At 69.0% G+C, this 13,310-nt stretch carries 14 protein-coding genes; 12 read left to right on the top strand and 2 right to left on the bottom strand.

Going from position 1 to position 13,310, the window contains the following annotated elements:
• Both B9O00_RS33785 and B9O00_RS12440 read right to left on the bottom strand, forming a co-directional pair.
• Positions 1 to 870 carry a metallophosphoesterase family protein gene (locus B9O00_RS33785; protein WP_085123002.1) on the bottom strand — a complete coding sequence of 290 codons (870 nt, stop codon included), beginning with the start codon at positions 868 to 870 and terminating at the stop codon, positions 1 to 3.
• 10 nt (positions 871 to 880) lie between these two features.
• A complete protein-coding gene (locus tag B9O00_RS12440) occupies positions 881 to 2,449 on the bottom strand; it encodes an ABC transporter substrate-binding protein (RefSeq protein ID WP_085123003.1) in 1,569 nt (522 codons plus the stop codon).
• Between the two features lie 191 nt (positions 2,450 to 2,640).
• On the opposite strand from B9O00_RS12440, the gene B9O00_RS12445 reads away from it, so the two are divergent.
• The 12 genes from B9O00_RS12445 (at position 2,641) to nuoK (ending at position 13,305) form a co-directional block, all read left to right on the top strand.
• The gene (locus tag B9O00_RS12445) at positions 2,641 to 3,363 is read left to right on the top strand and encodes a TetR/AcrR family transcriptional regulator (RefSeq protein WP_085123004.1); all 723 of its coding nucleotides are present in this window, start codon (positions 2,641 to 2,643) and stop codon (positions 3,361 to 3,363) included.
• Between the two features lie 500 nt (positions 3,364 to 3,863).
• Positions 3,864 to 4,229: an NADH-quinone oxidoreductase subunit A gene (locus tag B9O00_RS12450; RefSeq protein ID WP_085123005.1), complete on the top strand. Its 366-nt coding sequence runs from the start codon at positions 3,864 to 3,866 to the stop codon at positions 4,227 to 4,229.
• On the top strand, positions 4,220 to 4,780 hold the full coding sequence (locus B9O00_RS12455; RefSeq protein WP_089229683.1) for a NuoB/complex I 20 kDa subunit family protein: 561 nt from the start codon (positions 4,220 to 4,222) through the stop codon (positions 4,778 to 4,780). Before B9O00_RS12450 ends, B9O00_RS12455 begins: the two co-directional genes overlap by 10 nt.
• 29 nt (positions 4,781 to 4,809) lie before the next feature.
• Positions 4,810 to 5,460, top strand: coding sequence for an NADH-quinone oxidoreductase subunit C (locus tag B9O00_RS12460; RefSeq protein ID WP_085123007.1), 651 nt, complete (start codon positions 4,810 to 4,812; stop codon positions 5,458 to 5,460).
• Positions 5,460 to 6,638, top strand: a complete 1,179-nt coding sequence (locus tag B9O00_RS12465) for an NADH-quinone oxidoreductase subunit D (protein ID WP_085123008.1) — start codon at positions 5,460 to 5,462, stop codon at positions 6,636 to 6,638. The genes B9O00_RS12460 and B9O00_RS12465 overlap by 1 nt, the downstream gene beginning before the upstream one ends.
• Complete coding sequence (locus B9O00_RS12470) at positions 6,635 to 7,270, top strand: NADH-quinone oxidoreductase subunit NuoE family protein (protein WP_085123009.1); 636 nt, start codon at positions 6,635 to 6,637, stop codon at positions 7,268 to 7,270. Before B9O00_RS12465 ends, B9O00_RS12470 begins: the two co-directional genes overlap by 4 nt.
• Positions 7,270 to 8,565: an NADH-quinone oxidoreductase subunit NuoF gene (nuoF, locus tag B9O00_RS12475; protein WP_085123010.1), complete on the top strand. Its 1,296-nt coding sequence runs from the start codon at positions 7,270 to 7,272 to the stop codon at positions 8,563 to 8,565. The genes B9O00_RS12470 and nuoF overlap by 1 nt, the downstream gene beginning before the upstream one ends.
• Positions 8,566 to 8,611: 46 nt before the next feature.
• Positions 8,612 to 10,693, top strand: coding sequence for an NADH-quinone oxidoreductase subunit NuoG (gene nuoG, locus B9O00_RS12480; RefSeq protein WP_085123011.1), 2,082 nt, complete (start codon positions 8,612 to 8,614; stop codon positions 10,691 to 10,693).
• A 22-nt stretch (positions 10,694 to 10,715) separates the two neighbouring features.
• The gene (gene nuoH / locus B9O00_RS12485) at positions 10,716 to 11,726 is read left to right on the top strand and encodes an NADH-quinone oxidoreductase subunit NuoH (protein ID WP_085123012.1); all 1,011 of its coding nucleotides are present in this window, start codon (positions 10,716 to 10,718) and stop codon (positions 11,724 to 11,726) included.
• A 77-nt stretch (positions 11,727 to 11,803) separates the two neighbouring features.
• Positions 11,804 to 12,292, top strand: coding sequence for an NADH-quinone oxidoreductase subunit NuoI (gene nuoI, locus B9O00_RS12490; RefSeq protein WP_085123013.1), 489 nt, complete (start codon positions 11,804 to 11,806; stop codon positions 12,290 to 12,292).
• A 90-nt stretch (positions 12,293 to 12,382) separates the two neighbouring features.
• The gene (locus B9O00_RS12495) at positions 12,383 to 12,997 is read left to right on the top strand and encodes an NADH-quinone oxidoreductase subunit J (RefSeq protein WP_085123014.1); all 615 of its coding nucleotides are present in this window, start codon (positions 12,383 to 12,385) and stop codon (positions 12,995 to 12,997) included.
• Positions 12,997 to 13,305 carry an NADH-quinone oxidoreductase subunit NuoK gene (nuoK, locus tag B9O00_RS12500; RefSeq protein WP_085123015.1) on the top strand — a complete coding sequence of 103 codons (309 nt, stop codon included), beginning with the start codon at positions 12,997 to 12,999 and terminating at the stop codon, positions 13,303 to 13,305. Before B9O00_RS12495 ends, nuoK begins: the two co-directional genes overlap by 1 nt.
• Positions 13,306 to 13,310: the final 5 nt, after the last annotated feature.

The following is a 13,310-nucleotide window of genomic DNA, read 5'->3' on the forward strand; positions in this document are numbered from 1 at the left end:
TCAGAAACGCCCTTCCGGCTGGAAGGGCGGCATGTCGCGCAGGAAGCGATAGCGGCCCTGCTTGATGTCGGAGAGATAGAGCGTTTCGATCTGCGGCACCGGCTCGAACCGCATCTCGTAGCCCTCGTCCGCCAGATCGAAGACGAGGATGCCGAGCTCGCGCCGGCTGTCCGGGACGACATGCTCCTGGCCGTGGCCCTGCTGGGAGCCCGCCAGGAAGGCGGTCGAGGGCGCCCAGATCAGGTCGAGGCCGCCGAGGCGCGTCTGCTTGTGGCAGTGCAGATGGCCGTTCGCGACGAAGCGCACCGGGGCGTTCGAGAACAGCTCGATCAGGCGTCGCCGGGGCGTCGGCGCGACGCAGGAGGAGGAGGCCGGATCGTCCCTGTCGGCGACGAACAGCGGCTTGTGCAGGAAGAGGCCGATGTGGCGCGAATCGCTGGCGCCAAGCTGCTCCTCGAGCCAGCGCTGCTGTTCCGTCTCGGCGTCCAGTCCGCTGCCCAGGAGCTGGGCGTTGAGCCCGAGCAGGCGCCAGCTGCCGAGGGTCTCGGCCCAGTAGTGCGCGCCGAAGTGCGCGTGCCAGCGGGCGAGCCGCGGCGGGTCGACGAGCTGCTTCTCGTCCTGGCCGGGCGGCTCGTCGCCGACGTCATGGTTGCCGGCCAGGGCCAGCCAGCGTGGCGCCAGGCGCCCGAGCTCGCTGCGGGCGAAGGTCAGCTCGGCCGCGTCGTCCGGTCCGTTGATCGTCAGGTCGCCGGTGACGACGACGAGGTCCGGGGCGAGCGCGTTGACGTGGCGGACGGTCTTCCTCCAGTTCCCGACAAAGAAGCCGTGGGTCGGGGAGAGATGGGTGTCGGAAATCTGGACGATGCGCATGACGCCCTCCTCAGGCGAACGAGAAGACGTCGGGGCGCAGGTCCATGTAGTACAGCGGATACTGCGTCCAGTTCACCTTGGTCCGCTTGCCGACGATCTCGTTGACGGCATAGAGGATGGTCACCGGCGCCTCTTCCTCGAGCAGGTCGAGCAGGCGCCAGAACAGGCGCTTGCGCTCCTCGGGAGCGGTCGCCGCGGCGAACTGGTCGCAGACCTCGTTGTAGTCGGTCCGCGGGATGAAGAACTTGTGCTTCTGCAGGTAGGAGTTCCTGCCGAGATGCACGATGACGCCGCCGCTCAGCGGGTCGGGATAGCGGAAGGAGGAGGAGATCATGCGCACGTCGGCGCCCGGCTGCATCTGCTGGGCCGCGCTCTCTGCGAACTCGAGCCGGGTGTTGATGCCCAGCGCCTGCCACTGCGCCTGGATGATCTGGGCGGCGTCGCCGCTGCCGAGATAGTAGCTCGGCGGGACGCGCAGCACGATCTCGCCGCCGGCGTAGCCGGCCGCCGACAGCAGCTCCCGGGCCTGGTCCGGGTCATAGGTGAAGTACTTCCGGTTCGGGTCGTAGAGGTCGCCGAAGGCGGGGATCTGGAAATTGTTGGGGCGCCGGTACCTGGGCCCCCAGACGGCCTTGGCGACCGCGTCGTAGTCGATCGCGAAGCTGAGGGCCCGGCGCATCTTCGCGTCGGCGACGGCCGGGCGGTTGTAGTCGAAGAAGAGCAGGTGGAGCAGGTCCATGGGCACCGTCTCGGCCTCGACATCGGCGTAGCCGGCAAACTGGGGGACCTGGTCGGGCAGCACGTTGGTGACGATGTCGTACTCGCCCGAGATCAGGCCGGCGACGCGGGTCGCGACCTCCGGGACGACGCTGATCACAACCTCCGCGGCGGCGGGCGCGCCCATCCAGTAGTCGTCGTGGCTCGCGAAGACGATCCGGGTGTCGCGCACGAACTCCTTGAGCTTGTAGGGGCCGGCGCCGACCGGCTGCGCCTTGAAGCCCTCGGGCCCGAGCTCCCGGTAGGCCTTCGCGCCGATGATCCAGGGGCCGTAGCCGGCCAGGCGGTGGCGCATCACGACGTCTTCCTGGCGCGTGTGCAGCCGCACCGTCATGTCGTCGACCTTCTCGACCTCGGTGACATGGCCGAAGAGGATCTTGCCGTCGGGGTAGGGCGAGTCCGGCCCGATCCGGTCCGGCCCGAAGGTCGCCAGGACGTCCTCGGCCGACAGGGTCGTGCCGTCGTGCAGGCGGACACCCGGGCGCAGCGTCATCTCCCAGACCAGTGGCGAGACCTGGGTGACCGAGGTGGCCAGCTGCGGATCGATCGCGGGCTTCCCGGGATGGCGCTCCTCCTCGACGAAGTTCCGGCGCAGCGGCCGGTCGAACAGGCAGTCGATCGCCCGCAGGCCGACGTTGGTCATCGACTCCAGCGGCTCGAGCGAGGGGCCGAGGGCCTGGACGGCGACGCGCAGGACCGGCCGGCCGTCCTGGGCGAAGGCGCGCCGGGCGCCGGTCCCGTCCAGGGCGGTCAGGGTCATCGTCGAGGCGAGCAGGCCGAGCGTCTGGCGGCGTGTGAACATGGCGGGTTGGTCGCTCCCTGTGCGGCGGCTGATGGTGGCCGGGCGGCCGGCTGGTGGGCACGGTAGCGACGGGCCGATACAGCTTCGTGACGGATTCCGAACGCTGTTCGAAGCGCGGGCCTCGTCGTGGTGCCGGGCCGCGCTCCCACTGTCACACGGACGTGCTATGAGCGCGGCGGGAGGTGACGACGATGGTCGTACGCACTGAGAAGTCCGCGAAGCCGACCGCAGACCAGATCATGGACGTCGCCGAGAGCCTCCTGGCGCGTGCGTCGAGTCTCGACGAGGTCTCGATCCGCACGATCGCGCGCGAAGCCGGCGTCAGCCTGTCGGCGGTCAGCTACCATTTCGGCAGCCGCGACCGCCTGGTCCTGGCGGTGGCCAAGCGGGTCTACCAGCGGCTCTGCACGGAGCGGCTCAACCGCCTGAAGCAGGCGATCGACGCCAGCGCGCCCGGGCCTGCCGAGCTGGAGGCCGTGATCGCCGCCCTGGTCGAGCCCTCGATCCGCTGGCAGTCGAGCCCCGGCTCGGGCTATCTGGTCTTCCGGCATTTCTCGGTGCTGCGCGTCAGCCACCACGATTCGGCCCTCGACAGCATGGCCGGCTTCTCCGCCGAGCATCTCGGCCTGTTCGTCCAGGAGCTCGGCCGGATCGCCCCCTGGCTGTCGGAAGGCGAGATCGGCTGGCGGATCCATTGCGCCCTCGGCATCAGGCAGACCGCCTTCAGGGATCAGGACAGGTGCCGGATCCTGACCCGCGGCGCCTTCGATCCGGCCGACCCGCAGGCCCTGCTCGACAAGGTCGTCGAAGTGGTGGCGCCGATGTTCCGCCGCTCGGTCGGCGACGGCGGTCCCCTCGGCGAGCGGGGCTCGGCGCGCGCCGGCCGCCTCACGGACGGCCGGCACCGTTTCTAGCGCGTCCGCCGCTTCGGTTCCCGGATCGCGCGCCGAGTCGCGACGGATCGCGCCGGACAGCATCGCAGTGGACAGGAACGCAGTGGACAGGAACGCAGCCGGGGGCTATCGATCGGCCGTGCCGACCGCTCGCACCGCGGCCATGCGCCGAGCGCCGGGCTGGGCCACTGGCCACGGGAGGCCGGCGCTCCGCCGCCGCCGGAATTCGCGGCTTTCTGCGTCAATTCGACCTTGTCTCAAGACGGCCTGATAAGCCCTTGTTTTGTCGCGTCGATTGTCCCGGAGGACGCGCGAGATTCGCGCTTTCCCCCGGCCGGATGGCGCTCTATATTGCGGCCGTCACGAGGCAGGGGGCGCGGGGCAATCCGGGCGACGATCCCGGTTGATCCCCCGTTGTGCACTGCGATACTGATGGGGCCTCCGCAACGGTCGCGGCGCCAGGGACGCGCCGGACAGCCGCGCGACGGAGACCGAAGCCGGATCCGAAGGGCCGTTTTCTGATGAACCCATTGCTGGCCGAATACCTGCCGATCCTGATCTTCATCGGCATCGCCGTGGGGCTTGCCCTGGTGATCGTGATCGCCTCCTATGTCGTCGCCCGGCAGCGCCCGGACAGCGAGAAGGTCTCGGCCTACGAATGCGGCTTCGAGGCCTTCGACGACGCGCGCAGCAAGTTCGACGTCCGCTTCTACCTAGTCTCGATCCTGTTCATCATCTTCGACCTGGAAGTCGCCTTCCTGTTCCCCTGGGCGATCAGCCTGGGCGACATCGGGCTCTTCGGGTTCTGGTCGATGGTCTGCTTCCTCGGGCTGCTGACCATCGGCTTCGTCTACGAATGGAAGAAGGGAGCCCTGGAATGGGAGTGAGCGCCGCCACCAGCAGCGGAGCTCCGAGCGGCGCTCCGCTGGCGCCCGGCGCCGCCCAGGACGCCGTGCTGCAGCGGGTCACCAGCGAGCTGAGCGACAAGGGCTTCGTCGTCGCCCAGATGGACAAGCTGGCGGCCTGGGCGCAGGCCGGCTCGCTCTGGCCGATGACCTTCGGCTTGGCCTGCTGCGCCGTCGAGATGATGCAGACCGCGGCGAGCCGCTACGACCTCGACCGCTTCGGCACGGTGTTCCGGCCGAGCCCGCGGCAGTCCGACGTGATGATCGTCGCCGGCACGCTGTGCAACAAGATGGCGCCGGCCCTGCGCAAGGTCTACGACCAGATGGCCGAGCCGCGCTGGGTCATCTCCATGGGCTCCTGCGCCAACGGCGGCGGCTACTACCACTATTCCTACTCGGTGGTGCGCGGCTGCGACCGGGTCGTGCCGGTCGACATCTACGTGCCGGGCTGTCCGCCGACCGCCGAGGCGCTGCTCTACGGCGTGCTGCAGCTGCAGAAGAAGATCAAGCGCGGCGCCGCCATCGCCCGCTAGGGCAGGCGGACCCCCGCGCGGAGAGAACCATGGCCACCTACGATCCCCGTTCGGCGCTGAAGGACCTCGGCGACTATCTCGAGGGCGCGCGCTCCCTGGACGTCATGCGCAGCGAGCTGATCCGCGGCCAGCTGGTCGTCTGGACCAGCCGGGACCGCCTGCTCGACCTGCTGACCTTCCTGCGCGACGACCCGAACAGCCTGTTCAAGCAGCTGGTCGACGTCACCTGCGTCGACTATCCGAGCCGCCCCGAGCGCTTCGAGGTCGTCTACAACCTGCTGTCGCTGAAGCACAACCTGAGGCTCCGGGTGAAGGTCGCGACCGACGAGGACACGGCGGTGCCCTCGGCCTGGTCGGTCTTCAAGTCGGCCAACTGGTTCGAGCGCGAGGTCTGGGACCTCTACGGGGTGTTCTTCTCCGACCACCCGGACCTGCGCCGGATCCTCACCGACTACGGCTTCGAGGGCCATCCGCTGCGCAAGGACTTCCCGCTGACCGGCTACGTCGAGGTGCGCTACGACGAGGACCAGAAGCGGGTCGTCTACGAGCCGGTCAAGCTGGTCCAGGAGTTCCGCAACTTCGACTTCGTCAGTCCCTGGGAGGGCATGCTGCAGCAGCTGCCGGGCGACGAGAAGGCCGAGCAGCCGGCGCCGAAGGCCGCCGGGGAGGGGAAGGCCTGATGGCCGAGCAGACGATCAAGCCCTTGACCCTCAACTTCGGGCCGCAGCATCCGGCGGCCCACGGGGTGCTGCGCCTGGTGCTGGAGATGGACGGCGAGGTCATCGAGCGCGCCGACCCGCACATCGGCCTGCTGCACCGCGGCACCGAGAAGCTGATCGAGTACAAGACCTACCTGCAGGCGGTGCCCTACTTCGACCGGCTCGACTACGTCAGCCCGATGAACCAGGAGCACGCCTTCGCGCTGGCCACCGAGACGCTGCTCGGCCTCGAGGTGCCGCTGCGCGCCCAGTACATCCGCGTGCTGTTCTCCGAGCTGACCCGGATCACCAACCACATCCTCAACATCACGACCTTCGCGCTCGACGTCGGCGCCATGACCCCGCTGCTCTGGGGCTTCGAGGCGCGCGAGTCGATCATGGAGTTCTACGAGCGGGTCTCCGGCGCCCGGCTGCATTCGGCCTACTTCCGGCCGGGCGGTGTGCACCAGGACATGCCGGCCGGCCTGGCCGAGGACATCCGCGCCTTCTGCGCCGACTTCCCGAAGCTGATCGACGACATGGAAGGCCTGCTGACCGAGAACCGGATCTTCCGGCAGCGCACCGTCGACATCGGCGTGGTCTCGCCGGAGGAGGCGCTCGACTGGGGCTTCTCCGGTCCGATGCTCCGCGGCAGCGGCTTCGCCTGGGACCTGCGCAAGTCGCAGCCCTACGAGGTCTACGACCGCATGGACTTCAAGGTGCCGGTCGGCAAGAACGGCGACTGCTTCGACCGCTACCTGGTCCGCATCGAGGAGATGCGCCAGTCGGTGGCGATCTGCCTGCAGTGCCTCGACCAGATGCCTGAAGGCCCGGTCATGGCGCCGAACCACAAGGTGACGCCGCCGCGCCGCGGCGAGATGAAGCGCTCGATGGAAGCGCTGATCCACCACTTCAAGCTCTATACCGAGGGCTACCACGTGCCGCCGGGCGAGGCCTACGGCGCGGTCGAGGCGCCGAAGGGCGAGTTCGGCGTGTTCCTGGTCTCGGACGGTTCCAACAAGCCCTATCGCTGCCGCATCCGGGCGCCCGGATTCCCGCACCTCTCGGCGATGGATTTCTGCTGCAAGGGCCACATGCTGGCCGACTCGGTGGCGATCCTCGGCTCGATGGACATCGTGTTCGGAGAGATCGACCGATGAAGGTCACGACCTACCAGAAGCCGGAAACCGGCAGCTTCGCCTTCACGCCGGAGAACGACCAGAAGGCCAAGGCCTACGTAGCGCGCTACCCGGAGGGCAAGCAGGCCAGCGCCGTGATCTGGCTGCTCTATCTGGCGCAGAGCCAGAACGGCGGCCATCTCAGCGACGAGGCCGTCGAGTACGTCGCCCAGTACCTCGGCATGGCGCCGATCCGCGTCCACGAGGTCGTCAGCTTCTACACCATGCTCAACGACCGGCCGGTCGGCAGGCATCTGATCCAGGTCTGCCGCACGACCAGCTGCTGGCTGCGGGGCTCCGACGAGATCGCCGCAGCCTGCCTGGAGGCGGCCGGCGTCGACCAGCTCGGCGGCACCAGCGCGGACGGCCTGTTCACCGTCACGGAGGTCGAGTGCCTCGGCGCCTGCTGCAACGCGCCGATGTTCCAGGTCAACGACGCCGACTACTACGAGGACCTGACGCCGGAGACGGCCAAGGCGGTGATCGAGGCGCTGCGCCGCGGCGAGCAGCCGAAGCCGGGCTCGCAGAGCGGCCGCCTCGGCTCGCTCAACGAGGACGGGCCGACGACCCTCAAGGACACCTTCACGGACACCGCCAGCGGGGGCGCCGCCTGATGCTGCAGGACAAGGACCGCGTCTTCCTCAACCTCTGGGGCCAGCAGGACTGGCGCCTGGCGGGCGCGCGCAAGCGCGGCATCTGGGACAACACCAAGGACCTGGTCGCGCTCGGCCGCGAGAAGATCGTCGAGATCGTCAAGGACTCCGAGCTGCGCGGCCGCGGCGGCGCCGGCTTCCCGGCCGGCCTCAAGTGGTCCTTCATGCCCAAGGAGGTCGACCCGGCGCGGCCGCACTTCCTGGTGATCAACGCCGACGAGTCGGAGCCGGGCAGCTGCAAGGACCGCGAGATCCTGCGCAACGACCCGCACATGCTGCTCGAGGGCTGCCTGGTCGCCGGCTTCGCGATGGGCGCGCACACCGCCTACATCTACATTCGCGGCGAATACTGGGAGCCGCTCCAGCACCTCGAGGCGGCGATCGTCGAGGCCCGCGAGGCCGGGCTGCTCGGCCCCGACGCCTGCGGCTCGGGCTGGGCCTTCGACATCCACGTGACCCGCGGCGCCGGCGCCTACATCTGCGGCGAGGAGACCGCCCTGATGGAGTCGCTGGAGGGCAAGAAGGGCCAGCCGCGCCTGAAGCCGCCGTTCCCGGCCGGCGTCGGCGTCTGGGGCTGCCCGACGACCGTCACCAACGTCGAGACCATCGCCGTGGCGCCGACCATCCTCAGGCGCGGCGCCGACTGGTGGAAAGGCTTCGGCCGGCCGAAGAACACCGGCACCAAGATCTTCTCGCTCTCCGGGCACGTGAACAAGCCGTGCAACGTCGAGGAGGAGATGTCCATTCCCCTGCGCGAGCTGATCGACAGGCACGGCGGCGGGGTGCGCGGCGGCTGGGACAACCTGCAGGCGATCATCCCCGGCGGCTCGTCGGTGCCCTGCCTGCCCAAGGACATCTGCTCCGAGGTGCTGATGGACTTCGACGCGCTGCGCGAGGTCAAGTCGGGCCTGGGCACCGCGGCGGTCATCGTCATCGACAAGTCGGCCGACATCGTCGAGGCGATCTGCCGCTTCAGCCATTTCTACATGCACGAGTCCTGCGGCCAGTGCACGCCCTGCCGCGAGGGCACGGGCTGGATGTACCGGGTCATGACCCGGATGGTGCAGGGCAGGGCTTCGGTCGACGAGATCGACACGCTGCTCGACGTCACCTATCAGGTCGAGGGTCACACGATCTGTGCGCTCGGCGACGCCGCCGCCTGGCCGATCCAGGGGCTGATCCGCCATTTCCGGCCGGAGCTGGAACGGCGCATCGCGGCGTACCGCAAGCAGGCGCCGGCCCAGGCGGCGGAATAGCCGTCGTCGACGCCGGGCGAAGCGCGCAGCAGGAACTGGAAGGGCCATGCCGAAGCTGACCATCAACGGACGCGAGATCGAGGTTCCGGGCGGAATCACGGTCCTGCAGGCCTGCGAGCTCGCCGGCGCGGAGATCCCGCGCTTCTGCTACCACGAGCGCCTCTCGGTCGCCGGCAACTGCCGCATGTGCCTGGTCGAGATGGAGCGCGCGCCCAAGCCGATCGCCTCCTGCGCCATGCCGGTCGCCGACGGCATGGTGATCTCGACCGACAGCGAGAAGGTCAGGAAGGCGCGCAACGGCGTCATGGAGTTCCTGCTGATCAACCATCCGCTCGACTGCCCGATCTGCGACCAGGGCGGCGAGTGCGACCTGCAGGACCAGTCGATGGCCTACGGCTACGACCACAGCCGCTATCAGGAGAACAAGCGGGCGGTCAAAGAGAAGTACATGGGCCCGCTGATCAAGACGATCATGACCCGCTGCATCCAGTGCACCCGCTGCGTGCGCTTCGCGACCGAGATCGCGGGCGTCGAGGAGCTGGGCCTGCTGAACCGCGGCGAGCATGCCGAGATCACGACCCTGGAGAAGGCGATCGACAGCGAGCTCAGCGGCAACCTGGTCGACATCTGCCCGGTCGGCGCCCTGACCAGCGCGCCCTACGCCTTCGCGGCGCGGCCCTGGGAGCTGCGCAAGACGCCCTCGGTCGACGTGCTCGACGCGGTCGGCTCGAACATCCGGGTCGACGCCCGCGGCCGGCAGGTCATGCGCGTGCTGCCGCGCCTGCACGAGGACGTCAACGAGGAGTGGATCAACGACAAGACGCGCCACGCCTGCGACGGCCTGGCACGGCAGCGGCTCGACAAGCCCTACCTGCGCGGCGCCGACGGCAAGCTGCGCCCGGCCAGCTGGGAGGAGGCCTTCGAGGCCATCGCCGCGAAGCTGGAGGGCCTGGATCCGACGCGCAGCGCGGCGATCGCCGGCGACCTCTGCGACGCCGAGTCGATGCTCGCGCTGAAGGACTTCATGGGCGGCCTCGGCTCGCCCAACCTGGACTGCCGCCAGGACGGCGCCAAGGTCGGCGGCGGGCCGCGCTCCGGCTACCTCTTCAACACCACGATCGCCGGCATCGAGCAGGCCGACGCGGTGCTGATCGTCGGCTCGGACCCGCGCCACGAGGCGGCGCTGGTCAACGCCCGCCTGCGCAAGCGCTTCCTCGCGACCGGCCTGCCGGTCGGCGTGATCGGCGCGCCGGTCGAGCTGACCTTCGAGACCCGGCACCTGGGCAGCGGGCCGGAGACGCTGAAGGAGCTGGCGGCCGGCAAGGGCGCCTTCGCCGAGATCCTCGAGAAGGCCGAGCGGCCGATGCTGATCCTCGGCTCCGGCGCGGTCGCCCGGGCCGACGGCGCCGCGGTCCACGCGCTCTGCCTGGCGATCGCCGAGCGCTACGGCCTGGCCGGCGACAAGGCGCCCGAGGGCTGGAACGGCTTCAACCTGCTGCAGCGCGCGGCCAGCCGGGTCGGCGGCCTCGAGCTCGGCTTCCTGCCGGGCGAGGGCGGCCTCGACACCGAGGCGATCCTGGAGGCGGCGAGCCAGGGCGCGATCGAGTTCGTCTGGCTGCTCGGCGCCGACGAGCTCGACATGGCGCGGCTGGGCAGCGCCTTCGTGGTCTACCAGGGCCACCACGGCGACGCCGGCGCGCACCGCGCCGACGTGATCCTGCCGGGGGCCGCCTACACCGAGAAGAACGCGACCTACGTCAACACGGAGGGCCGGGTCCAGCTCGGCCGCCTGGCGGTCTTCCCGCCGGGCGAGGCGCGCGAGGACTGGACGATCCTGCGCGCCCTGTCCGAGCGGGTCGGCCAGCGCCTGCCCTACGACAACCTCGGCGAGCTGCGCCGCCGCCTGATCGAGACGGCGCCGGTCTTCGCCGCGCTCGACCGGGTCGAGCCGGCGCCCTGGCAGGGCCCGGCGGCCGGCGCTGGCGACGCGGTCTCCGACGCGCCCTTCGGGCTGCCGGTCGAGAACTTCTACATGACCGATCCGATCAGCCGGGCCTCGTCGACCATGGCGAAGTGCACCGAGGCCTTCGTGCTGCCCAAGCGGGCGGCGACGGGCACGGACGGCTGAGCGGGCAGGGGGAGCGGCTGACGTGAATCTGTTCTGGGAAGGCTACGCCTGGCCGACCATCGTCATCGTGGCGCAGATCATCGCGATGATCGTGCCGCTGCTGGTCGCCGTGGCCTATCTGACCTACGCCGAGCGCAAGGTCATCGCGGCGATGCAGATGCGCAAGGGCCCCAACGTGGTCGGCCCCTTCGGCCTGCTGCAGCCGCTCGCCGACGGCGTCAAGCTGCTGTTCAAGGAGACGATCCTGCCGGCCGGCGCCAACCGGGTGGTGTTCATCCTGGCGCCGGTGCTGACCTTCAGCCTGGCGATGGTCGCCTGGTCGGTGATCCCGGTCGACGAGGGCTGGGCGATCGCCGACATCAACGTCGGCATCCTGTTCCTCTTCGCGATCTCCTCGCTCGGCGTCTACGGCGTGATCATGGCCGGCTGGGCCTCGAACTCGAAGTATCCCTTCCTCGGCGCGCTGCGCTCGGCGGCCCAGATGGTTTCCTACGAGGTCTCGATGGGCTTCGTGATCATCACCGTGCTGCTCTGCGTCGGCTCGCTGAACCTGACCGACATCGTGCTGGCCCAGCGCAACGTCTGGTTCTGCGTGCCGCTGCTGCCGATGTTCGTGATCTTCTTCATCTCGACCCTGGCCGAGACCAACCGCGCGCCCTTCGACCTGCCGGAAGGCGAGTCGGAGCTGGTCGCCGGCTACTTCGTCGAGTACTCGGCCATGGCCTTCGCCCTGTTCTTCCTGGGCGAGTACGCGAACATGATCCTGATGAGCGGGATGACCACCATCCTGTTCCTCGGCGGCTGGCTGCCGCCGCTCGGCTTCGCGCCCTTCACCTGGATTCCCGGGCCGATCTGGTTCTTCGCCAAGGTCGCCCTGGTGCTGTTCCTGTTCCTCTGGGTCCGCGCGACCTTCCCGCGCTACCGCTACGACCAGCTGATGCGCCTGGGCTGGAAGGTCTTCCTGCCGTTCTCGCTGCTCTGGGTGGTCGTGACTGCGGGGGCGCTGCTGGCCTTCGGCTGGCTGCCGAAGTAGGGCAGGGCGGACGAACGAGTTGGCCGCCGCGGTTCCCGGCTGCGGCGGCCGGTAAACGAGCGAAAGGTAGGCTTTCGATGGCTTTCGTGGAGCGCGCCGCAAAGGGGCTGCTGCTGACCGAGCTGATCTCGGGCATGTGGCTGACCCTGCGCTACTTCTTCCGGCCGAAGGTCACCCTGAACTATCCCTACGAGAAGGGGCCGATCAGCCCGCGCTTCCGCGGCGAGCACGCCCTCAGGCGCTATCCGAACGGCGAGGAGCGCTGCATCGCCTGCAAGCTCTGCGAGGCGATCTGCCCGGCGCTGGCGATCACCATCGAGGCCGAGCCGCGAGCCGACGGCAGCCGCCGCACGACCCGCTACGACATCGACATGACGAAGTGCATCTACTGCGGCCTGTGCCAGGAGGCCTGCCCGGTCGACGCCATCGTCGAGGGGCCGAACTTCGAGTTCGCGGCCGAGACGCGCGAGGAGCTGTTCTTCAACAAGGCCAAGCTGCTGGCCAACGGCGACCGCTGGGAATACGAGCTGGCGAAGGCGATCGAGGCCGATGCGCCCTATCGCTGATTCGGCCGTTGCGCGCCCCCTGCGGGGCGCCGGGGCCAAGGGGGACGGAACTTTGCAATACCGAGCCACAGCGCGTAAGGAGGGCGCAGAATGATCGTCCAAGCGCTCGCCTTCTATCTCTTCGCCGCGATCATGGTGGCCTCCGCCGTGATGGTCATCTCGTCGCGCAATCCCGTGCACTCGGTGCTGTTCCTGATCCTCGCCTTCTTCAACGCGGCGGGCCTCTTCGTGCTGCTCGGCGCCGAGTTCCTGGCGATGATCCTGGTCGTCGTCTACGTCGGCGCGGTCGCGGTGCTGTTCCTGTTCGTCGTCATGATGCTCGACGTCAACATCGCCGAGCTGCGCCACGGCTTCCTGCAGTACCTGCCGATCGGCGCGCTGATCGGCCTGATCCTGCTGGTCGAGCTGGGCATGGTCGCGGGCGCCTGGGTGATCTCGCCCGGGGCCGGCGCGGCGGCGCACCTGCCGATCCCGCCGCCCGACCAGGTGACCAACACCGCGGCGCTCGGCCACGTGCTCTACGACCACTACGTCTACCTGTTCCAGAGCGCCGGCCTGATCCTGCTGGTCGCCATGGTCGGCGCGATCGTGCTGACCCTGCGCCAGCGCGAGGGCGTGCGCCGCCAGTCGATCGCCCGGCAGATCTCGCGGCGGCGCGACGAGGCGATCGAGGTGAAGGACGTGACCAGCGGGAGCGGCGTGTAATGGAAATCGGCCTTGCCCACTACCTGACCGTCGCCGCGATCCTCTTCACGCTCGGCATCTTCGGCATCTTCCTGAACCGGAAGAACGTCATCATCATCCTGATGTCGATCGAGCTGATGCTGCTCGCGGTGAACATCAACCTGGTCGCCTTCTCGACCTTCCTGAACGACTTGGTCGGCCAGGTCTTCGCGATGTTCATCCTGACCGTGGCGGCCGCCGAGGCGGCGATCGGCCTGGCCATCCTGGTGGTCTATTTCCGCAACCGCGGATCGATCGCGGTCGAAGACATCAACATGATGAAGGGTTGAGGCCG

Source organism: Tistlia consotensis USBA 355, assembly GCF_900177295.1.
Lineage (GTDB): Bacteria > Pseudomonadota > Alphaproteobacteria > Kiloniellales > DSM-21159 > Tistlia > Tistlia consotensis.